This window comes from uncultured Gimesia sp. (assembly GCF_963976445.1).
Classification (GTDB): Bacteria; Planctomycetota; Planctomycetia; order Planctomycetales; family Planctomycetaceae; genus Gimesia.
Map to the genome: position 1 here is coordinate 128,279 of NZ_CAXBKP010000013.1, position 20,967 is coordinate 149,245.

At 47.9% G+C, this 20,967-nt stretch carries 18 protein-coding genes; 7 read left to right on the forward strand and 11 right to left on the reverse strand.

What is annotated here, in order from left to right; all coding sequences use genetic code 11:
- Nucleotides 1–256: 256 nt before the first annotated feature.
- From AAC022_RS15710 to AAC022_RS15730, 5 genes are all read right to left on the reverse strand, one after another.
- A complete protein-coding gene (locus AAC022_RS15710; RefSeq protein WP_339732433.1) occupies nucleotides 257–1,792 on the reverse strand; it encodes an HTTM domain-containing protein in 1,536 nt (511 codons plus the stop codon).
- Nucleotides 1,793–1,866: 74 nt separating this feature from the next.
- The gene (locus tag AAC022_RS15715; protein WP_339732434.1) at nucleotides 1,867–2,535 is read right to left on the reverse strand and encodes a hypothetical protein; all 669 of its coding nucleotides are present in this window, start codon (nucleotides 2,533–2,535) and stop codon (nucleotides 1,867–1,869) included.
- Between the two features lie 207 nt (nucleotides 2,536–2,742).
- The gene (gene cobA / locus AAC022_RS15720; RefSeq protein ID WP_339732436.1) at nucleotides 2,743–4,269 is read right to left on the reverse strand and encodes a uroporphyrinogen-III C-methyltransferase; all 1,527 of its coding nucleotides are present in this window, start codon (nucleotides 4,267–4,269) and stop codon (nucleotides 2,743–2,745) included.
- An 87-nt stretch (nucleotides 4,270–4,356) separates the two neighbouring features.
- Nucleotides 4,357–5,493, reverse strand: coding sequence for a DUF1207 domain-containing protein (locus AAC022_RS15725; RefSeq protein WP_339732438.1), 1,137 nt, complete (start codon nucleotides 5,491–5,493; stop codon nucleotides 4,357–4,359).
- Between the two features lie 425 nt (nucleotides 5,494–5,918).
- Nucleotides 5,919–6,587, reverse strand: coding sequence for a hypothetical protein (locus tag AAC022_RS15730; protein WP_339732440.1), 669 nt, complete (start codon nucleotides 6,585–6,587; stop codon nucleotides 5,919–5,921).
- 329 nt (nucleotides 6,588–6,916) lie between these two features.
- On the opposite strand from AAC022_RS15730, the gene AAC022_RS15735 reads away from it, so the two are divergent.
- The 3 genes from AAC022_RS15735 (at nucleotide 6,917) to AAC022_RS15745 (ending at nucleotide 9,767) form a co-directional block, all read left to right on the forward strand.
- A complete protein-coding gene (locus AAC022_RS15735) occupies nucleotides 6,917–7,813 on the forward strand; it encodes an ABC-2 family transporter protein (protein ID WP_339732442.1) in 897 nt (298 codons plus the stop codon).
- Nucleotides 7,814–7,863: 50 nt separating this feature from the next.
- Nucleotides 7,864–9,207, forward strand: a complete 1,344-nt coding sequence (gene trkA, locus AAC022_RS15740) for a Trk system potassium transporter TrkA (protein WP_339732444.1) — start codon at nucleotides 7,864–7,866, stop codon at nucleotides 9,205–9,207.
- A gap of 164 nt (nucleotides 9,208–9,371) precedes the next feature.
- Nucleotides 9,372–9,767, forward strand: coding sequence for a PilZ domain-containing protein (locus AAC022_RS15745; RefSeq protein ID WP_339732446.1), 396 nt, complete (start codon nucleotides 9,372–9,374; stop codon nucleotides 9,765–9,767).
- 4 nt (nucleotides 9,768–9,771) lie between these two features.
- Here AAC022_RS15745 and AAC022_RS15750 read toward each other — a convergent pair whose 3' ends face one another.
- The 5 genes from AAC022_RS15750 to AAC022_RS15770 all read right to left on the reverse strand — a co-directional run bounded on the left by AAC022_RS15750 (nucleotide 9,772) and on the right by AAC022_RS15770 (nucleotide 16,520).
- A complete protein-coding gene (locus tag AAC022_RS15750) occupies nucleotides 9,772–10,524 on the reverse strand; it encodes an SDR family oxidoreductase (protein ID WP_339732449.1) in 753 nt (250 codons plus the stop codon).
- A 101-nt stretch (nucleotides 10,525–10,625) separates the two neighbouring features.
- Nucleotides 10,626–12,815, reverse strand: a complete 2,190-nt coding sequence (locus tag AAC022_RS15755) for a DUF1549 and DUF1553 domain-containing protein (protein WP_339732451.1) — start codon at nucleotides 12,813–12,815, stop codon at nucleotides 10,626–10,628.
- On the reverse strand, nucleotides 12,808–13,398 hold the full coding sequence (locus tag AAC022_RS15760; RefSeq protein WP_339732454.1) for a sigma-70 family RNA polymerase sigma factor: 591 nt from the start codon (nucleotides 13,396–13,398) through the stop codon (nucleotides 12,808–12,810). Before AAC022_RS15760 ends, AAC022_RS15755 begins: the two co-directional genes overlap by 8 nt.
- Nucleotides 13,399–13,522: 124 nt before the next feature.
- Nucleotides 13,523–14,797: a DUF1501 domain-containing protein gene (locus AAC022_RS15765; RefSeq protein ID WP_339732455.1), complete on the reverse strand. Its 1,275-nt coding sequence runs from the start codon at nucleotides 14,795–14,797 to the stop codon at nucleotides 13,523–13,525.
- Nucleotides 14,798–14,873: 76 nt separating this feature from the next.
- Nucleotides 14,874–16,520 (reverse strand): DUF1549 domain-containing protein, encoded by a 1,647-nt coding sequence (locus AAC022_RS15770; RefSeq protein ID WP_339732457.1) that lies wholly within the window; start codon nucleotides 16,518–16,520, stop codon nucleotides 14,874–14,876.
- A gap of 454 nt (nucleotides 16,521–16,974) precedes the next feature.
- Here AAC022_RS15770 and AAC022_RS15775 point away from each other — a divergent pair, with 454 nt between their 5' ends.
- A complete protein-coding gene (locus AAC022_RS15775) occupies nucleotides 16,975–17,769 on the forward strand; it encodes an SDR family oxidoreductase (protein WP_339732458.1) in 795 nt (264 codons plus the stop codon).
- A 22-nt stretch (nucleotides 17,770–17,791) separates the two neighbouring features.
- Here AAC022_RS15775 and AAC022_RS15780 read toward each other — a convergent pair whose 3' ends face one another.
- Nucleotides 17,792–18,439, reverse strand: a complete 648-nt coding sequence (locus tag AAC022_RS15780; protein ID WP_339732459.1) for a PilZ domain-containing protein — start codon at nucleotides 18,437–18,439, stop codon at nucleotides 17,792–17,794.
- A gap of 539 nt (nucleotides 18,440–18,978) precedes the next feature.
- Here AAC022_RS15780 and AAC022_RS15785 point away from each other — a divergent pair.
- The 3 genes from AAC022_RS15785 to AAC022_RS15795 all read left to right on the forward strand — a co-directional run bounded on the left by AAC022_RS15785 (nucleotide 18,979) and on the right by AAC022_RS15795 (nucleotide 20,888).
- The gene (locus AAC022_RS15785; protein WP_339732460.1) at nucleotides 18,979–19,467 is read left to right on the forward strand and encodes a 3-hydroxyacyl-ACP dehydratase FabZ family protein; all 489 of its coding nucleotides are present in this window, start codon (nucleotides 18,979–18,981) and stop codon (nucleotides 19,465–19,467) included.
- Between the two features lie 84 nt (nucleotides 19,468–19,551).
- Nucleotides 19,552–20,304 carry a 3-oxoacyl-[acyl-carrier-protein] reductase gene (gene fabG, locus AAC022_RS15790; protein ID WP_339732461.1) on the forward strand — a complete coding sequence of 251 codons (753 nt, stop codon included), beginning with the start codon at nucleotides 19,552–19,554 and terminating at the stop codon, nucleotides 20,302–20,304.
- Between the two features lie 197 nt (nucleotides 20,305–20,501).
- Nucleotides 20,502–20,888, forward strand: coding sequence for an acyl carrier protein (locus tag AAC022_RS15795; RefSeq protein ID WP_339732463.1), 387 nt, complete (start codon nucleotides 20,502–20,504; stop codon nucleotides 20,886–20,888).
- Nucleotides 20,889–20,967: the final 79 nt, after the last annotated feature.

The window sequence follows — 20,967 nt, forward strand, 5'->3', positions numbered from 1 at the left end:
CGTCATTGCAGTCCTTTGCAAATCTCTGAGACATCGAGAGTACGTAGTCAGAGTATCGGCAAAGGGAAATACTACATCAGTAGTAAGAATGACCGGTTCGAGCAGAGTCGCTCAAATAATCAGGTACTGCTTCGGGTCATCACCATCACGACGATTAACGAACAATGGCAAAATAGCAAAGCTGTTCCAATATGTTAGTTTTGAATGCCAAAACAGGCAGGCATCACCACCACGCGACCGCATTTTCTGCTCTTAATTAATTTGCAACCGCTGAAAGTTTGGGAAGCAGTGTGACGGATCGCCGCAAGACTTCTTTGCCTTTCGATTTAATGGAAACATAATAATTTCCTGGTTCCAGAGCCTCAGGTGGGTAGATTTGGAAGGCACTGCGTAAATTCTCTCGTACTACGATTTGTCCACTGCGATGAACAATGCGTCCGTCTTCTTCACAGAAGTGGCAATCGATCCAGATGTCTTCATGGGGTGGATTCAGGCAACATTGAACGAGAATCATCTCTCCGATCATAAATTCGGATTTACGATTGGTCAGCCAGCCCCCCACCATTAGGGTTCCCGTATCGACAGAAAGGAATTTGTCTTTCTGTCGCATCGTCTGCTCTGGTGCCAGCATTTCTGCCATCAGTTCCGGATCAACTTCATGCAGAGACATCCGGCCTTCAGGGCGCCGCAGGCCGTAGGGATCTTGTTGGTGCTCGACATAAATGCTGAGGAATAACACAGCCACAATTCCAGTCACCCAGGCAGTGGGAGATTTCCAGCCAGCAACCGGTTGGGGGCGATACTTTTCAATAGCTGCTCGCAGGCTTGCAGCAGTTTGTTTGATCCATCCTTCACGACGAGCAAGCCGACGAAATTGAGCAGACATCCATTGCACATCGTTTTCGGTCAGGAAGCAGAAATAGATCGAAATCGAAATCATCGGAAAAATGTACAGCCCCAGAGAAAAGGTCGTGCCAATATGGAAAGCGGTTCCCAATGCCAGGGCAATAATGCGTCCCCACTTTCGCCAGACTACAAATACAAAAACGAGCTCCCAGACGATGGCAACGTATGACATCACAGATAACAGAACGGGATACATTGTCAGAAACTCACCCACAGGGTGAGGATTATTATAACGTGACATGGCCCAATAACTGATCTGATCCCCTTCGAGATATCCGGGTGTGTGGAACTTTGTGATGGCAGCGCCAAAATAGATCAGCGCGATCAAAATCTGCATCAGCCTCTGCGGCCAGATCTCACAGCGAGGTAGTTCCTGTTTTGTATAGAGCGGCAGTGCTTTATTTTCCTTTCGGCCTTTCAACCAGCTGTCAACAGACCAGATCGATCCACACCGTGACAGCGAAAGTAGAAACAAAACATGGGACGCGATGGCAGAATACTTCGTCGCCATGCTGATGCAATCCATGAAACAGAAATAAGTATAAAGCGTTACGGAAGCGATCAAGGAAAACCGGGTCATCCAGCCGATGGTGCTGCAGAACAGAAAAAATGCGAGCGCGGCAAATAATCCTACGGCAATCGTTCCTGGAAGAATCGGTAAGAAGTCATAAAATCGAAATATTTCTGCCAAAGGGGCCGGCGCGCCATCTGCCGAGAACAACTCACGGGCGTAAGGCCATCTGGTGCATACTGTTCCCAATAAGACGAGGGGAAGCAACATCCGGACAATGGCCAGTCCGTAGGGAACTTCTTCTGCGAAAAAGAAACGCTGGAAGCGATCACGAATCGAATTAGTTTGTGTGGGAATCACTTCTTTAGCATCCATGCTTGAATTCCTGATTGATGTTGTGACTCAAAATGCCGTGAACGGGAATGATCTTGCTCAGACTATGGTGTGGGTTAATTTCCGACAGGGGAAGCCAAATGAATCGGAACGTCAGGGTCATGTTGCGGGCTGGGAGGCTCAACGCGGCTACCCACGGTCGCAGCAAAAAAAGGACGCGCACGGCTCATGTCGGCGATCAGTCGAGGGTTATCATTAATCTGAAGATATCGTTGTCTGGTCAGCCAAGGCACATACGTTTGCGCGACGACGCCTTCAGGCGTGATGACTTTTCTTAAACGATAATAATTTTGAAAATCTTTAGGCTGATCATAACGCTGATCCCAGACCACATCGGGCAGGTTATACTTCTTACACCACGCTTCTTCGATACATAAAATGCGAAGCATCGGTTCGTGTTCGGTCTTATCGAGTGTGTTCATGGCAATTCTCATCCAGGCATCACCGGTTGTATCGTAATGACGCCGTCCCAAATCACCGTAAGGCTTGAAATCTCCCCAGGGGCCTGGCGACAATTCGTAATATTTCCCACTGATTCCTTCACCAATAATATGGGTGCGAATTGAATACGCTGACCAGCCACAAAACATATCCCAGACAATGTAGTACATGGCGGGATGCCGGCCTGTCTGATAGGTAAATGTATGGCTCAAGATGCCAAACATTAAAATTCCCACATAGCCGGCAATGGTCAGATAAGTGAGTCCACGTTTGAATAATCGCATCCGAATAGCCTTCCCTGGCTTAACAATGAGATCAGTAATTCTTAAAACACTGTAAATAAAAGTGTCGCGCAAGTGAATCTGGCACCACAATGACCAGTCAAAACCCGCACCCTGTTTTCATAGGTGGGCAATATCGTAAATCTTTCAATTCAGGTCAATAGCAACCTTTTTGTCCGATTTGCGGTTTTCAACAGCGCCGGTTGAGAATTAGCAAGCCGCTTCCTGCTTCAGAATCGCAGCGAAAATCCCTTCCCAGGTATACTCGTCTGCCTCGGCGTTGATTTTCAAGCCGACTTCCTCCGCTGCCTGGGTCGTGACGGGGCTGATACTGGCCAGCTTGATCGTGTTTCCGATCTGCTCACGTGCTTTTTCAGGTAACAGGCGGTGAAAATTTCGCGCAATCGAAGGGCTACTTAAACCGACCCAGTCCAATTCGCCTGATTCCAGTAACTGGACACTTTCCGGATCCCAGGCGGTCACATCATGATTTTCATACGCGACAATTTTATCCACGGTGGCAGAGACTTCGGCTAATTCGGTCTGTAATACTTCACGCCCCCGATTCGCGCCTGCCCAGAGAATTTTTTGCTGACTCACCAACGGTTTCAGTACTGCCGCCAACTCTTCTGCTCGATAGTGTGGGGGAATGACATCCGCGCGTAAGTGCCAGGCGTTCAAAGTTTCAGCAGTGGATGGACCTATTGTGGCAAGTTTCAGATGCGCCAATTTTCTGGCATCAAAGCCGGTCTCCCATAATCGATTCAGGAAATATTGCACGCCGTTGGCACTCGTAAAAACGAGCCACTGATATTCTTCCAGCCGTGCAATCGCATCATCGACGGGCTTCCAGTCTGCGGGGGCGCTGATTTCAATCGTTGGTAAAAGAACCGGTTGTGCTCCCAGCTTGATCGCGCGTTGAATCTCTGCTTCTGACTGTTCCCAGGGGCGGGTGATCCCGATTCGCAGTCCAAATAATGGTTTTTGATCAAACCAGGCAATTTGATCGCGCAGGGAAACACACTCTCCAATGACAATCAGCGATGGCGCGACCAGGTTCGCTTCTCGAACTGCTTCCGGCAAATGGGCAAGATCGCTTTGAACCGTTTTCTGAAAAGGCGTGGTTCCGCGGCTGATAACAGCGGCAGGCGTGTCTGCTGATTTTCCGGCCTGAATTAACGAAGACACGATGCGTTCGATTTTATGCAGGCCCATATAAAACACGAGTGTGCCGGGAAACTTCGCCAATACATTGTAATCTAATGCCGAATCCGCTTTGCTGGGGTCTTCATGCCCGGTGATCAGCGCGACAGCGGAAGCGTGAGCCCGGTGTGTGACAGAGATACCGGCATAGCCGGCGGCAGCCGTGGCGGCGGTAATTCCGGGAACCACTTCAAAGTCGATGCCGGCATTGCGTAGCGCCACCGCTTCTTCGCTGCCTCGACCGAAAATAAAAGGGTCGCCCCCTTTTAGTCGAACGACGGTCTTTCCTTCACGGGCGGCGTCAATCAAACGCTGATTGATTTCGTCCTGTTGTAAGACGCGACGATTATTACATCCTTCGGCAACACGGCAGGTGCGTTCGATTTCCGAAGAAACGTGGTGCAGCAGCAGTGGATTGACAAGTCCATCATACAGAATTAAATCTGCCTGTTTGAGACACTCGACCCCTTTGATGGTAATTAAACCGGGGTCCCCAGGACCAGCGCCGACTAAATAGACTTTTCCTCCCGCCATCTGCTCTCTTTCGCTCCACAACAACTGTTTACTGAATATGAATCGTAAACCGACATTATAGCAGAGTGTGTAGAGATGGCGAGTAGGTTAGAAGTCATACCAGGTACCAAAGCCCACCATTCGTTCGGAATTCTGGTAGAACGAGTATTGCATGGTTTTTCCGTCCAAGTATTGAAAACCGATGCGGAGCAGATGATTATTTCGATCGCCGCGCCACTGCCAGCCAAACATGAAGTTCACATTACCGCCCCAGTTCACTTCCTCACGCAAATATCCATTGATGGCCCAGAATGGAGCACCATAGATTCCAGAATGCTCGGCCGGACTGAATTCAGCACCAAATTGTAATTCCCAGGGTTTTGCTCCCCCGTCTGTATTGAATGCGTAACCAATTTCGGCGTACAGCCGCAAGTCCGGATCGACAAAATACCCTCCGCCCAACACAAAGGCATCACGTACGTAATTGATTCTTTGAAAACCGGGATGCCGTTTGAGATACTCATCACCAACATGGGCGCTGGTATGATAATAAGCGAACTTAGCCTGATAGGCGCCCTGCCTCCAGGTTAATGGAACACCGACCCGAAAATCGGCGGCATCCAGATCAAGGTCTTCTTCAATGTTCAGTCGAGGCGGACCCGCTCCTTCGATATCAAGCTGCCAGCCTGCCAGAACATTATCGTCATCCATTGTACCATAACGCAAAATTCCGACGCGCGCTCCTGCTTCCAGTTCCATCTGCCAGCCGATGTCTTTTTCATTCAGAACCGCCAGACCCATTCTCGGCTCCTTAGGACCTGCTAAATAAGACGTATAAAGCAGATCGGTCGGCAAGACCGTCCAACCCCAGCAGTTTCCACCACAGAGTTCGTCGATGGACTCGGCGTAATCTTCCTCAGAAACAGACCTTGTTTCCAGCTCCGGATACTCCTGATCGTCTGAAAACGCCTCAAAGGCCGAGGGGTAATCTGTCTGTGTCGCGCCTACCTGCCGAATCGAACCGGATTGGCCGCGGCGTGTCTGAGCACGGTTTTGAGAATAAAGAGGAGGCAAGCTCTGAGTAAGATCCTGCTTCCAGCCGGGATCGGTTTGATGTAAAGGCGATCCCAATTGCACTCGTTTTTGTTGTTGGTTGGAATATTGTTGTTCCAGATAAACCTGTGCCTGACTTGCTGGCTGCAAACTCTGACTTTCCTGACGACCACTATAGGGCGATGGTGCCATAAAAGGATTGCTGCCTGAAGCCTGTTGTGCACTTAAGTCTCCGCAATAAGCGCATAACAAAAGCCCCAACAGAGTGCGTTGTATGATTAATGGAATAAATAACCTCACTGGTGAGGCTCCTTATTGTGAACGTCAGCAAAAATATGCTGCGAATATATTATGTGTGAGAAGATCAGAAAATCTGAACGGAGAGATTGAGAGAGGCAGATTCACAGGATGTGAATAAGATGAGCGGACGGAGTATAGCGAGATGTTTAAGAAGGGAAAAGGTGAATACCGTCTTAGAGGAATTGGAGCAAGTAAGTTTTTTAACAGGTATTAAGCTGCTATCTTTAAACAGTTTACAGCCAGAGCTCTGTCGGCAGAATCAAAAAAAAAACCTTGTAGTGTGTGAGATAATGCACAAAAAACAAGGGGGCGTTTTTTTATTTGATATGTAGAGTGTTTTTTTCGTTTAATTGGAGCGTCTGGCCTGGCGCCAAATTTTTTACCACAACTCCCTGGTCGGAAAAGAAACGAACCTGGGCAGAATAATAGAATTTGTGCGATTCACCAATACGCAGACGGAATGGACCATTCCAAGGCATGGAAGGGCCTTTCAACTCATACAAAACGGGCGAATTCGATTTGTTGATGACCGTGGTTGCCGACTTTTGCGTCCCTTCCAGAATGGTAAAGAAACAGGAATTATGTACCGGGCTTCGCTCTTTGAACCAGTGGTTTCTCACTTGGTCGAGCCACTCGATATCTGCCTGCTGTTCCTCTTCTTTCAGCTGAGAAAAACGCTCGTATTCTTCCAGAAGCAACTTGGCGACTTTTGCAGATTCTGATTTGGGATAGAGTCGAATCACTTTTCGCGCAATTCGTTGTTGTTGTGAAAGAACCAGCTTTTGCACGCCTTTTAATAATTCCTGAGCCGCTGCTTCCTGTTGCTCCGGCGTCATTTTCGCCCGCTCAGCATCCGAAGAAAATGGATCATTTTGAGCATGAGCAAACTGGCCGAGGCTGCCTCCTGTAAAATTGATCAATACTGCCACCACGATCACGCGACAGAGCTGAAGAACATTATTGGAGAAAAAAACATTTGAATTCATTGATCACACCTCAGGTTCAGCAAATCTATTAGGAAACACTTACCTCAAGTTTACACGCCAAACAGAGGCAAGGCTTTTTTCCCTCAGAAATATCAGTGTTTTTTACTTCACATTTCGAAGTCCGTCTAATTTGTTTCCGTGAGAGGCACTACGGGCACATTCTTCACAAACTCCTTATTCGAGATAATTTAACATACTATATCAGTTTCTTTTTCTGGTGGGGCAGTCAGAGAAGACAAGGCAAGGCAAATCGAATAAAATGCTGATGCGTGATTCGATAAAACTATCAGTGAGAGAATTCCAAGATCGTACAGAAAGTGCTTCCTGAAATGGAAAATTCTACCCGGCCTCAATATGGGCGTGTCTGGCTGACGTTCTTGCGCAATTCCCTGATTCGTGAAATGACGTTTCGAGGCAACTTGATCATTACCATTGTCACGCGCGGATTCTGGTTTGCGGCTCAGTTGATCCTGTTTGATATTATTTATCGCAATGTGAATACGATCAATGACTGGACCCGTGAGGAATATTTTGCCTTTATGGCTACCGGGATGCTGATCAATGCCATCGTGGAAACGTTTTTCATGCCCAACTGTGCCAATTTCAGTGAATTGATACGAAATGGAAACCTGGATTTTGTGCTGTTGAAGCCGATCGACACTCAGTTTCTTGTTTCCTTTGAGAAGGTCAATGTGGCAATGCTGAATCAGGTGCTCCTGGCGGGCGCACTCTTGTTCTATTCGATGTCGCAAATCGCACATATTGATCTGGGGATTCTCGCGCTACAAAATCTAATCCACTCAGGACAATGGCTGACTCTGCTGCTGATCTGCTGCCAGGGCGTAGGCCAAATTTTCATGTATTGTCTGCTGTTGGGGGTTGGGGTCGCCTTCTTTTATAGTTTAATGATTGCGTTAGCCAGCAGCAGTATCTGGTTTGGGCGCAATCAGGGGCTGTATGATTTCTGGTTTTATATTACGGTATTCGCCCGCTATCCACGGAGTATTTACAGCGGTTCTCCGACAGGTGAGCTACTGCGATTTGCATTCTCGTATGTGATCCCGATTTTGCTTGTAGTGACGGTTCCGGCGCGACAGTTATTATCGAAAGCTTTGGTACCTTCCTGGATCACGCTCGTGTCTGTTTCAGTCACACTGGCGTTGTTATTTATTTCCCGCTACATCTTCAACTGGTCTTTAAACAGCTATCGCAGCGCCAGCAGCTGATGAGCGAATTCAAACCATCAAACTGAAATCAGTTTTCTATAGAGTAAACTATGAATATTGTAATTATGGGGGCTGGAACGGTTGGTACTTTTGTGGCCGACACACTTTGTGCCGAGCAACATAATGTCACCATTATCGACAAATCTCGCAGTGCTTTGGAACTGGTTGAGGAACGAGTCGACGTGCAGACGATCTGCGGCTCAGCCTGTGATTCAGCCATCTTGTTTCAAGCCGGCGTACTCGGGGCAGATCTTTGCCTGGCTGTAACCAGTCAGGATGAAGTCAATATGGTTGGTGCCAGCCTCGCTAAAGCAATGGGCGCGCGCCGCTGTGTTGCCCGTGTATTTAATCATGCGTATTTAAACCTGAGTACGTTCGACTATCAACGTCATTTCAATATCGACCGCTTATTGAGCCTGGAATATTTGACGGCTCTCGAACTGGCCAAGCAAATCGGCGAACCCGGCTTATTCGCGGTGGAAAACTTCGCGCGGGGGGAAGTTGTCATTCAGGTCCTGGATGTGCAAAAGGGCGTCAAAGCAGATGGAATGTTATTGCGGAACCTGAGTCTCCCCAGTGGCGTTCGTGTTGGTCTGATTTCAGACGGTGTGAATACATTCATCGCCGGCGCTGACAACGTCATCAAGGCAGGGCAAATCGTAACGCTGATCGGTACACAGGAACATATCGATAAAGTGCACCGCATGTTTCAACACAAACGAGCCGTGAAATTTCGTGTGATCATTGCCGGCGGTGGAAATATTGGCTTTAATCTCGCACGGATTTTGCAGAAAAAAGAATACTCGGTTACGATTCTCGAAACGGATCCCGTTCGCTGTGAATTTCTTTCAAGGCACCTCGATTCCACAACAGTCCTGCACGCCGATGCAACCAGGCGAACGGAAATGGAAGAGGCCCGCGTTGGCAAATCTGATGTATTTATCGCTGCAACCGGTCGAGATGAAGACAATATTGTGTGTGGTGTCGAAGCCAGGGAACTCGGAGCCAGCCGCATTTTAAGTATTGTGCGGCGTCCCGATTATGCCAATGTACTGACAAAACTGGGTATCGATGTTGCAGTCAGCCCACGCGAAGTCATTACGCGGCAGATTATGGGCATGGTCCACTCAGGCCCCATTATCAGCCACTCGGAAATTGGCGGAGGGAATTCGGCAATCCTCGAACTTGAAGTTCGGAAGAATACCCCCATCACTCAAGCGTTATTAAAAGACATCAAACTGAAACAGGCACTGATTGCCGCTGTTGTCAAAGAAGATTGTGTTCGGGTGCCCGGTGCTGATGATCAGATTCAGGCAGGTGATACCGTCATTCTCTTGTGTGAACAAGACAATTTGAACGAAGTCCTGCCCTTGTTTAAGCCGGTCAAAGCATAAAGTTGATACAGGCGGACCTGTCAGGAAAATCCTCTGATATTCTGCAACTCTCTCACGAAGTCTGCGATATTCTGGTCTATACTTGACCTGCAGGGTAAGTCGTTCCCCTCATTTCTGCACAGTTGATGAAATATTCGCCTAGCCAAACAAGACAGGCAGCGCCCATGACTGACCGAAGAAATTCAACAAGCCGACGTTCCGGAAACGAGCGACGCCAATATCAACGAATTAAAGTCGAAACAGAAGTCAGTTTATTGAGATCTGGCAGCTCTACTGGCCAAGCTCCCATCAATGGTACTCTGTATGATGTATCATCAAATGGTATTCGCATTCGATTGGATCTGCCGCTTTCCATCGGCGAGTCGCTGCTTGTGCAAGTCCATAACTCAGGCAAGCACCTCTTTAATTCGACTGCAAAAGTTGTCTGGCAAGAGCAAGAACAGTCCGGGAAATATTCGACCGGCTGTGAATTGTGTGTCTTACTGACAGAAAAGCAGGAAAAAACGCTGAATGAGTTTGTCGATCGCATCTCTAGTATGAATGATTGCATGCGGAGCTAAAACTTTAGCCGATCGTGTAACCGCCGTCGACAACGATTTCCTGTCCGAAAATATTCTGGGCGGCATCTGACGCCAGAAAGACGGCGACTTCTGCAATCTCTTCCGGTTTCCCAAAGGCTTGAGGAATCAATCGGCTGGTCACTGTTTCTGCAACGCTGTTGAGTTGTTCTTCATTCAGCCCCACACTGCTCCAGAGGGGCGTTGCGATTGGTCCCGGGGCAATTGAATTCACGCGAATTCCACGAGGCCCTAATTCCGCCGCCAGCGTCTGGGCCAATGATTTCAAAGCAGCTTTCGAAGCAGAATAGGCTGCCAGGCCGGGAAAGCCGACCTGGGTCAGAAAGGTGGTGATAAAAATGACGGCAGACCCTTGATTCAAATCCGGCAAAAAAGTTCGTACGGTCTGCAACGCACCATGAAAATTCACATCGAATGTTTCCTTGATGGCATCACGCGTTGAATCTTCAATTGGAATCACACGTGCCATTCCCGCATTGGGAACAAGAATATCGACACGGCCGAACCGGCGCGCTGTTGCGTCTGCCAGTCGCTTCAGATCCGTTTCACTAGTGACGTCACCATCCACGACCAGAGTCCGTGCGGGAAAACGTGCTTCCAGCTCTTCCAGTGGTTCGCTCCTTCTGGCAAAGACAACCACTTTTGCTCCCTCGTTTAGATAATGCTCCGCAATAGAACGACCAATGCCACTACTGGCGCCGGTGACAACAGCAACTTTATTAAACAAGAGATCGGTCATCAGAATCCTTTACTGAATCGCCGGAAATGCGAACGAAGAATGCGTAAGTAGAAACTACCTATAGCAATTCGATATTGAAATCGCAAGCGGTGTTAGATCGATCAATGAATCAGGATAAATTCATTAGAGTTGAGATAAGCCCAATAGACATCCTGGTAGCTTTGCTGGACTGCTGATGGAAGCGGCACATTTCGGGCAGTCAGAAATTTAGTACGTTCCTTCACCAGACGCTTCAGTTCTGTCAGCTCACGTGAAGTGGGATAACGTGTCAACGCGGCCAAACTTAGCTTCCTGATTCTGGCATCCGGGCTGCGTTCTTTGAGTGCCTGTGTCAAAATGCTTCCATCTTGTTTCAAATCCAGACTCTGTTTCACCAGAGGACCATTCATCATTAACAACGCCTGCGTGATCGTACCATCGAAGGTTGTGGTTTCGTCGTTTTCTTCATTCTCCAGCGTATAGACAAATTGCTGCAACCATTGATCGCGTTTCTGCATTTTGTTCCAGGCCGTCGAGTAGTTGGTGACGATCTGCGACGGCTTTGCTGTAACCTGGAGCGAATCATAAAGCTGCTCTGCGGTCATCTGCTTGACATACATACGACTGAAGTTCGGAGTGCTGCCATCCTCGGGATTGTCTGTCACGTTTTCATCCAGAAAACGACTGCTGAGCCGATACGCATCCGACAGGCAGATCCATTGAATCAGTTGCTTAATATCATAGCCGCTGTCGACAAACTGATGAGACAACTGGTCCAGTAACTCGGGATGCGTAGGGGAATTATGAAAGCCCATGTCATCGACTGGTCGAGTGAATCCATAACCAAAGAAGTGAGCCCACATCCGATTGACCATTGCACGAGCCAATTGATTATTTTCACCAGATGTCATTAATCGTGCCAGTTCCTGACGCCGATTCACTCCGGGACCATAGGGGATTTTCACTCCTGCAAATTTTGGATAAGCGGGCTGCATCAAGCCTTGCCGCGTCTCATAAAACGTGGTTCCCCCTTTGGAAAGAGAAACTAATGCCAGTTTTGGAGCTTTCTTTTCGCCTTGCTCTCCCATGTTTTGTTTGCGAACCACTTTGGTCTGCTTGAAGAAACTGTTGATTTCCCAGAACTGGCTCTGCGTGGCATCATTGAAAGGGTGGTTATGGCATTGGGTACATTGAATTTGTGTTCCCAGAAACAGTCGTGTGGTAATCGCGGTCGCGGGCACGGCTTGATTATTCAAATGTGCCAGTAAAAAGTTGGTGGCACCGTTCGTATCCGCATCCCCTTCCGCAGAAACCAGATCATAAACAACATCACTCCAGGGACGGTTTTCTGCAAAGCTTTGAACCAGAAAGTCCTGCAACGCGCGGCGATTAATCTCGCGAGACATAGACCGACCAATGAGTAAACGTGTCCAGATTGTTGACCAGTTTGTCACATAGGTCGGATTTTCGGTTAACTGTTTCACCAGTTGCTGGTGTTTATCTGGCTGCTTGGATTTCAAAAACTGTTCTGCTTCGGTAGCGGTCGGAATACGTCCAATGACATCCAGATAAACGCGCCGGACCCATTCCTCGTCGGTAGCAGAGGGCGAAGGGGAAATATTCGCGGCGGCCCAACCATCATGAATCCGATGATTAATGAACGTGATGATGGATTCATCAGAAGCACCAGACGGTAATTCTTCGACCGGGGCTAATTGTTTCGGCTTGGCGGCAATTAAAGGACGGTCGTTGAGTGATTTAGGGGAGCCTCCCTGACCGGGACGCAACATGGGATGCTGGAATGGTTTGACTTGAATTGAACGAGTATGTTTTGAGGGAGTGTCAACCAGGTTCTCTGAAGCACCATTGGTCCCTTCGGGGGTTTGGTTCTGGTGTAAAGGATTTTCAGCCAGACCAGGTGCATCGCCTTTTTGCAGCCATGAATTTAACACGAGCATGAATGCGACCAGCAGGCAGGCAGAAGTGATCCCCGCGACCCAGCGATTTTTGCGCGACATTCTCGGGAGGGGGACCGTCTCGGCTACAGTGACTTCCCCTTCTTCGACGGCTTCTTCTGCAGCAATTTCTTCATCCACAGCAGATGCAACAGGAATCATCGCGTCAGAACCTAAGGCTTGATCCCAGTGTAAGGTGCCGTGCAGGTGTGAATAATTCAGATAGAATTGCATCGCATCCGGATCAGAAAGAACAATCTCCTCCAGTCTGGTGCTTTCCTTCGCAGACAGACTTTCCTCGCACAATGCTTCCATCAGCAAAGAAAGCTCAGCGATTTCGACTTCTTTCTTACTCATGACTATAGGACTCTGTTGCGATATAACGATTAATACATTCAAACAAAGTGCGTCTGACACGCCCTAGCGATTGATAAACAGAATTTGCCGGGCGGCCTAATTCATCTGCCAGATCCTTACCCTGGTTCGTTCCCTGGTAACGTCTCTGGATCAGTTCTCGATCTTTTTTGCGTAATTTGCTCAGACAGAATGTTAAGGCGTTGCGACGTAACTCAAAGACATCCTGATTTTCTTGTACCGCCTCAGCGACCTGAGAGACAAACTCGTCACTGAATTGATGCTTATCGCGGCCTCGTTTTTTTCGGAATTTCAAAATCTCATAATGTGAAATTTGACACGCCCAGGCAAAAAAATTCGTGCCCACTTCAAACTGTTGTGCTTTTTTCCAGATGATCAAGTTTGTATTTTGCAGAATCTCCTCTGCTTCCAGCGGATGTGGAATCATGGAGAGGATGTATAAATAAATGCGTCGCTGATTTTGGGTAAACAACGCTATAAATTCACGTCCCTCATCTGTTTCTGTATCTGGGTAAACAGGTTGATCGGTCGAACTTGTCAAAGTAATTCCAATTCGTTTCGTCAAAGTGGGTCTGCACTAATTTCTTTCATCGTCGGCTATAACATGGTCGACAGTAAAACAGCGGAAGCACCCTCTTCGAGCGTCCGCTGTTTTATGGCTTGTCAATTTCACTGGCTGAATCTCAGGATTAGCCAATCAATTCCTTAATCGGAGTTCCGCCATTCGCCAGCTTCATGGGACGACCGCGTTTGGATGTATGTACGATATCCAATGGAATGCCCAGTGAGTGAGCGACTGTTGCCCACAGGTCGCCAGGCAGATAGCTCTTGCCTTCGATGCCGATTCCATCGCTGTCAGTTTTACCGACCGCCTGACCATTTTTGAGTCCGCCACCACCAACCATGGCAGTCCAGCTGGCAGCCCAGTGATCACGGCCTACGTTCTGGTTAATACGAGGAGTTCGGCCGAACTCACCCATACAGACGATGGTCACGTCGTCCAGCATCGCACGCTGTTTCAGGTCTGCGACGAGTGCTGAAATGCCCATGTCCAACTGAGGCAGATTCTGATTCTTCAAGGTATCAAATACACCCTGGTGCAAGTCCCAGCTGCCGACTGAAGCAGAAACTTCAATAAACGGCACGCCGACTTCAACCAGACGTCGAGCCAGCAATAATCCCTGACCAAAGTTTCCGGTTCCATAAGCTTCTTTCAAAGCTGCTGGTTCCTGATCCACTTTGAATGCTTCCATTTGTTTGGAAGTCATCAGGTTCACAGCTTTCTTATAGATATCTTTATGAGAGTTCGCAGATTCACCTCGTTTCGATTTAATGAATCCTGACTCCAAAACCTGCAGCATGTCGAGTCGTTGACCTAACCGCTGTTGTTCTGCTGTGTTCACTTCTGCGTTTTGAATGGTTCCATTGCTGGACACAACAAACGGCGAATGCGACATTCCCAGGAATCCGGCACTTCCCCGGCTACCACCAATCGAAATGAACGACGGGATATCCAGTTCTTTGCGGCGAGAGCCCAGCTCATAGCTGGCGACCGAACCAAATGTGGGGTGAACTACGGTGGGATTAGGCACATAAGCCGAGTGCATGTAGTATGTCCCACGAGCATGGTCGGCTTCACGCGTGCTCATCGAGCGAATCAATGAGAGATCGCCCATAATCTGAGCCGTCTTAGGCATATGCTCAGAAATCTGCATATCTCCTTGAGTGCTGATCGGTTTGAACTCGCCCCCATTCTTGGAGCCAGGCTTGAGGTCCCAGATATCAATTGTTGGCGGGCCACCAGCCATCCAAATCAGAATACAGGCTTTCTGCTGTTTCTTAACCTGAGTTGCATTCGCTTCCAGATGAGACAGAAAATGCATCGTAGGAATTGCTGTCGCTGCACCAGCGACATGCTTCATGAAGTGCCGACGTGTCATTCCGTAAGGATTGAGAATAGTCATAACGAATGCCCTCTTTTGGTTCTATAGTGATGAAAATTGTTTGTAAAAAGATCGCGATGCGATACGTTGTTTCAGTTTAATGGTTGAAGACAAACTCATTTGAATTCAGTAATGCCCAGTAGAGGTCCTGGTACGCGGATAATTTGTCCCGCGAACCGCCAATCAATTTCTGAGCACTGTTGATTTCACGACGATCAGGATATCGACTTAATGTGGCTATAAACATTTTGCGAATCTTAGCCTGGTCGTTTCCTTTTTCCAGTAACAGTTGATTCAGGTAACTCCCGCGATCCGCACTAATGGCATTTTTCGTCAACTCGCCATTCATCATCATTAGTGCTTGTGGAATCGTTCCGTTGAACGTTGTGGAATCGTCGCCGGAATCGTTATCAAATGCGACCATAAATTGACGCATCCATCGTCGACGTTGTTCCTCAGCTTGTTCCCAGTTGGACCGCCCTGACTTGTGAGCACCAGTCGCTACGATTAACGAATCATAGAGCTGCTCGGCAGTCATGTTCTTCACATACATATGAGAGAAGAGAGGGGTTTCTCCTCGCTCAGGACTGTCCATTTCATTCTTGCGACCGTACTGACTGGTCAGATTGTATGCTTCACTATTACAGATCCAACGTGCCAGTTGCTTCAAGTCGTATTTTTTCTTGACCAGTTCTTCGGCCATTTTAGCCAGCAATTCCGGGTGGGATGAAGGGTTATGCGGCCCCATATCATCCACGGGACGGGTAAATCCATATCCCATAAAATAGCCCCACATACGGTTTACAATCGCTGTTGCAATCAGAGGTTTTTCCCCCTGAACGATCAATTTGGAGAGCTCTTTACGGCGTTCTACGCCGCTTGCCGGATCGACTTTCATGTTTTCGAAAATCGGATAGGCAACCTGCATTAGTCCGGAACGTTTTTCATAATAGACAGGTCCATTAAAACCGGTCGCAATCACTTCAGAATAATCATCCACCTGACGCCCTGTTTTGGGGTCTGTCTTACGGTGGTTCACACGTCGCATCTGACGGAAGAAACTGTTGTATTCCCAGAACTGATTCTGTTTCCAGTCATTAAAGGGATGGTTATGGCACTGCGTGCATTGTACCTGGATCCCCAGAAACAGACGTGTGGTTGCTGCAGTAACCTGAACTGCTTCATCATTATTCTGCATTTGAGCCAGCAGATAATTAACGGCACCATTTTCTTCAAAGTGCCCTTCCGCAGTCACGATATCCTGTACAACTTCGTCCCAAGGGCGATTCTTCGTAAATACTTCCCGCAGAAACTTCTGCATCCCGTTGCGGCTTACGCGTCGAGGAGTACGGCGACCAATAAGCAAATTCGTCCATACGTTTGTAAAGTTCTGCACATAAGCAGGGTCATCCAACAGTTTATCAATGATTTTTGATCGCTTCGCAGGATCACGATCCTTGATAAATTGCTCGATTATTTCTGTGGAAGGGATTTGGCCAATGATATCCAGATGTACCCGACGCAGCCACTCTTCATCAGAAGCGACAGGAGAGGCCTCTACTTCATTGTCTTCCCAACCTTGACGAACGCGCTGATTGATGTAGTCAACGAAAGGATCCAGTGCACCGGTAGAAAATGACTTCGCCCTGCTTTCCGGAGGCGCGGCGCCCACGAAGGACACCAGGGAACCCGCACAGATCACAAATGTAAAAACAACACAAAGTTGTTTAGAAAAACGACGCATTTTCATGTTCTCCACTGTGTTCTCCACTGTGTTCTCCACTGTATTGAAAAATGACAGGATGAACTCCCTGTAATATTCTCTATCGGCAACTCTCTCTCAGACAAATTGCGAAAAGAAAATTGCCTCGCTACTGTATTAACTTCCTGAAAAGACAAAACATTCGAAGTCAGTCTCAAAGAATATCAATATTTTATACGAATTTGTTCATAAAAGCGTACTCAATTTTGCATAATTTCCCATCTAAATATCAAGCAAGTCAGATGTAACGTTTATAGCTATACTACCAGTAAGTGTCGCATAAAGTAACAATATGAAAAGACTTAAGGTTGATCCCCATGGCTGGGGGACCATCGCAGCTTTGGCAGAGGCCCTTAATCAGGGCTGAAAAACACCTAGCGTATATACACATGGATACAAATTATCCTTTTTCATCCAGATAACCAGATAAGAAGACATGACAAACCAATACCATTTCCAGGATCAAGTCGTCATCATTACCGGGGCCGGTAATGGTATCGGACGTGCCACCGCGATCATGATGGCCGAAGCGGGTGCCCATGTTTTTGCCGGCGACTTACACCACCTTGAAGAGAACAGGGAAACCTTTACTCGCCTGGAAATCACGGAAGTGGTTTGTGATGTGCGACAGGAATCGCAGGTTCAGGCTTTGATCGAACAGGCGGTCAATCAATATGGTCGGATCGATATTCTGGTCAACAACGCTGGCATTGGGTTAGTCAAACAGATCCATCAGGTCACGGAAGCCGAGTGGGACGCCTGCATCGACACCAATCTCAAAGGCACATTTTTAGGCTGTAAGCATGCGATAAAATATATGCTTGCGACAGGCGGTGGCGCCATTGTCAATACTGCCAGCAATGCCGGCCTGCTGCCTCGCGCGCATGACCCTGTTTACTCGATCAGCAAACATGCTGTTGTAGCGCTGACCGAAAGCCTGGGGCTGTGTCATGGCAAGGACAACATCCGGATCAACTGTGTCTGCCCCGGACCGGTAGGTGAAACCGGCATGATGAATAGTGACATCGCCAACGCAGACGACCCGGATGGGCTGATACAATCAATGATTCGTGCCAGCCCCATCGCTGCAGCTAACAACAGAATGATCGATCCAGACGAAGTTGCTTCTGCCATCTGTTATCTGGCCAGTAAGGACTCTTTAATGGTGACCGGAACGGCCCTTCGCATTGATGGTGGAAAATCATTGGGCGTTCCACCACAGGGAATGTAGCCTTTTAAGGCAGTTTTCGAGCTTAGCCGGCGTAGCAGGAAGGGACGTGTTCTTTCAACAGAGCAACCTGTTGATCGGTTAACGGAGCGATGAGTTTGCAATCAATCCGCCAGAATTCATCGTCAAGTGGTGTTGCACGGACTACCGAAGCGGTGACGTCCAGCGCAAATTTCACGCGCTGATCTTCCACATGCAGTTGCAGTTCATCCCGCAAGGGAAACTCGGAACGAGATGCGAATGAAAGCCCGTTCTGACTGACATTGATGGCATATCCCTTTGCCCCAGGATGGTCTCCTGCGCCGGAAAGACTTTGTTCGTCCTTACTGAAAGCCAGGACAATGGCTTCGCTGGTGTGTCGCGGAAATTCGCGGCGTTCGAACGATTTGTTTTCTCCCTGGTTATTTTGACTCTGGTTGTTTTGACTCTGGGGCACCTGAATCAGAGCCTCTGTTGTTGTTGGAGAATTCGCTTGAATTTTCGAAAGAACGCTGTTCCACGAACACCCCGAATTGCGCGGGCGAACTTTTAATGGCCGTCTGGCACTACCCAGGCATTGGCGGAATGAGATCGACTGGGCTGTCTGATTATTCGCAGAGGAGACGACTTTTTCCGTTTCGACAGCGATTTTATCTGGAGCAACCTGTGGCTCCGCGTCCATTAAAATATTCATGTGCATTAACCTGACAAAAACAAGACAAAAACGGTCCACAAGAGCAGGCCCGGTGATATGGGACTGCTAAATTTACCTGTTTAAACCTAGGTTACAAATGAGTTATGGTCAAAAACAGGACGTCCTTATTTTGAAACATGCAGCAGAAATCTTCGAATGTACCGATATTTCGTCCAGTTCCAACAGTCGAGGGTCGGTGCCCTGACATAAAGAAACCTGAATCAGGAAGGGTGATACAACCCCTTTTATAACAGTGGCTTACCACACAAATATATAAAACGTGAAAAATTCGTGTGATTTCGGGATTGTCAGGTCGGCAACTAGCTTGAGAAACAGGTATCAGGAAATTATACTGCCACGTTTCCAATGACTCATAAGAATCGAATGAAGTATTGTCGGTTCGATCATCGATTAGGGGTTTCTCTATTTAAACCGGTTTGACAATCACTCTAAAACTTGTGAGTCCTGACAGCAGACGAGCTTCTGCCCCGGTTTTCCTGACACAACCCTTCCCTGACCTGTAGCGAGATAATACTGACATGCGATTTTCGCTCGTCGATCAAATACTAACTCTAGAGAAAGGAAAGTCGATCACGGCTCTCAAAAACCTTTCTCTGGCAGAAGAATACCTGCAGGACCATTTTCCTGGCTTCGCTGTGATGCCGGGGGTTTTAATGGTCGAGTCAATCGTGCAGGCTGGTGCCTGGTTGATGCGTTACACAAACGATTTTGAATATAGCACCATCCTGCTGAAACAAACAAAAGCCATCCGCTTTAACAGTTTTGTGACCCCGGGAAAGCAGCTGAAAGTCTCCCTGAGCATACAAAAATGGGATGGGAATCTGTGTACATTGAAAGCGACCAGCGAAGTGGAAGGGGAAACCGCCGTCAGTGGTCGCATTGTTTTGGAGCAATTTAACTTGCGGGACAAAACCCCTTCGATGGCAGAGAACGATGCAGATCGAGTCAAAGATCTCCGGACGCAATTTGGCCAGCTTTGGAACCCCAACCGGCAAACCACATCCTGAAACCGCGTTTGCCTGAATGGTCTGTTTCAGTCAAAGTAATTTTGAGAAATTTAAATAACTAGATTTAGTTAGATTGGAAAAAGAATGAAACTGGAAGGAAAAATTGCGTTGGTAACCGGAGGCAGTCGCGGTATTGGAAAAGCCGTCGTAGAAGCCTTGGCCCGTGAAGGGGCAAAGGTTGCCTTTGTGTACCGTTCCAGTGTGGAAGCTGCAGAACAAATTGTGAAAGAGCTCGCTGACCAAGGCTGTGAAGCGATGGCCATTCAAGCAGACGTCGCCAATAAAGCAGAGGCAGACGCGGTTGTGGAACAGGTCATTGAAAAATGGGAAAAAATCGACATTCTGGTCAATAATGCCGGCATCATTCGGGACGGACTTCTGGCAACCATGTCATCAGAAGACTGGCAAGCGGTCATTGATACAAACCTGACTAGTGTATTTAATTTCTGCCAGGCAGTCACACGCCCTATGATGTCAAAGCGCTACGGACGCATTATCAACATGTCGAGTGTTGCCGCTCACTTTGGTAACTCGGGACAATCCAATTACGCTGCCAGTAAAGCGGGAATCATTGGTTTTACCCGTTGCCTGGCAACGGAACTCGCAAAACGGGGAATTACTGTCAATGCAGTTGCTCCCGGTTTTATTGAAACCGACATGACCGTCGATGTGCGAAATGCGGCCGGCGATCAAATCAAAAAACATATTCCCACCCGTCGTCTGGGTCTTCCAGAAGACATTTCCAACGCGGTACTGTTTTTCGCTTGTGGTGAGTCATCCTACGTTACCGGCCAGACGCTGGCTGTTGACGGCGGATTAACGTTGGGTGGAATTTAACTGACGCCATTCCGAGACGGCTCGTCGCTGCTTTCGGGGCAACTATTTTGTGTTATCAGTATATTTTCGAATTGGGTCAATTCAACATATTGGTAACGAGAATTGTCAAAACTATTCTTCTCGCCGAATAGTTTTTTTAATCAGGCTGGGTCGGCGAGACCAATCGACCATCAGGTCGAACCAAGGAGTAATTACAGATGCCAACTAGAGATGAAATCTTCGATTCCGTTCGTGAAACACTGGTGGACGCTCTCGGACTGGATGACGACGAAGTAGTGCCAGAAGCCACCCTGATGGGTGACCTCGGAGCTGAGTCTATTGACTTTCTTGATATCGCATTCCGTCTGGAAAAAGCCTTCGATATTAAAATTCCCCGTGGTGAACTGTTCCCCGAAAATATCGCATCCTCGGATTCCGGTTTTGTTAAAGATGGTGTATTCACAGAATCCGGCATTGCAGAACTCCGAATTAAGATGCCTCACGCAGACGTTGATTCATTTGTAGACGATCCTAAAGTCGAAAAAATGCAGGACCTGTTTACCGTCGATATGCTGGTGAACTTCCTGAATGCACGTCTTGCTTAATCAGGAACTGTTGTAAATCAAGATGGCTATATCAGATGCAGGCACAGCTCACGTTTGTGAGCTGTGCACCTTTTATTCG

What these genes read in the sequence shown, in the direction of transcription:
- AAC022_RS15710 (WP_339732433.1), bottom strand. Translation starts at nt 1,792, where the DNA reads ATGGATGCTAAAGAAGTGATTCCCACACAAACTAATTCGATTCGTGAT.
- AAC022_RS15715 (WP_339732434.1), bottom strand. Translation starts at nt 2,535, where the DNA reads ATGCGATTATTCAAACGTGGACTCACTTATCTGACCATTGCCGGCTAT.
- cobA (WP_339732436.1), bottom strand. Translation starts at nt 4,269, where the DNA reads ATGGCGGGAGGAAAAGTCTATTTAGTCGGCGCTGGTCCTGGGGACCCC.
- AAC022_RS15725 (WP_339732438.1), bottom strand. Translation starts at nt 5,493, where the DNA reads ATGGCACCATCGCCCTATAGTGGTCGTCAGGAAAGTCAGAGTTTGCAG.
- AAC022_RS15730 (WP_339732440.1), bottom strand. Translation starts at nt 6,587, where the DNA reads ATGAATTCAAATGTTTTTTTCTCCAATAATGTTCTTCAGCTCTGTCGC.
- AAC022_RS15735 (WP_339732442.1), top strand. Translation starts at nt 6,917, where the DNA reads ATGGAAAATTCTACCCGGCCTCAATATGGGCGTGTCTGGCTGACGTTC.
- trkA (WP_339732444.1), top strand. Translation starts at nt 7,864, where the DNA reads ATGAATATTGTAATTATGGGGGCTGGAACGGTTGGTACTTTTGTGGCC.
- AAC022_RS15745 (WP_339732446.1), top strand. Translation starts at nt 9,372, where the DNA reads ATGACTGACCGAAGAAATTCAACAAGCCGACGTTCCGGAAACGAGCGA.
- AAC022_RS15750 (WP_339732449.1), bottom strand. Translation starts at nt 10,524, where the DNA reads ATGACCGATCTCTTGTTTAATAAAGTTGCTGTTGTCACCGGCGCCAGT.
- AAC022_RS15755 (WP_339732451.1), bottom strand. Translation starts at nt 12,815, where the DNA reads ATGAGTAAGAAAGAAGTCGAAATCGCTGAGCTTTCTTTGCTGATGGAA.
- AAC022_RS15765 (WP_339732455.1), bottom strand. Translation starts at nt 14,797, where the DNA reads ATGACTATTCTCAATCCTTACGGAATGACACGTCGGCACTTCATGAAG.
- AAC022_RS15770 (WP_339732457.1), bottom strand. Translation starts at nt 16,520, where the DNA reads ATGCGTCGTTTTTCTAAACAACTTTGTGTTGTTTTTACATTTGTGATC.
- AAC022_RS15775 (WP_339732458.1), top strand. Translation starts at nt 16,975, where the DNA reads ATGACAAACCAATACCATTTCCAGGATCAAGTCGTCATCATTACCGGG.
- AAC022_RS15780 (WP_339732459.1), bottom strand. Translation starts at nt 18,439, where the DNA reads ATGAATATTTTAATGGACGCGGAGCCACAGGTTGCTCCAGATAAAATC.
- AAC022_RS15785 (WP_339732460.1), top strand. Translation starts at nt 18,979, where the DNA reads ATGCGATTTTCGCTCGTCGATCAAATACTAACTCTAGAGAAAGGAAAG.
- fabG (WP_339732461.1), top strand. Translation starts at nt 19,552, where the DNA reads ATGAAACTGGAAGGAAAAATTGCGTTGGTAACCGGAGGCAGTCGCGGT.
- AAC022_RS15795 (WP_339732463.1), top strand. Translation starts at nt 20,502, where the DNA reads ATGCCAACTAGAGATGAAATCTTCGATTCCGTTCGTGAAACACTGGTG.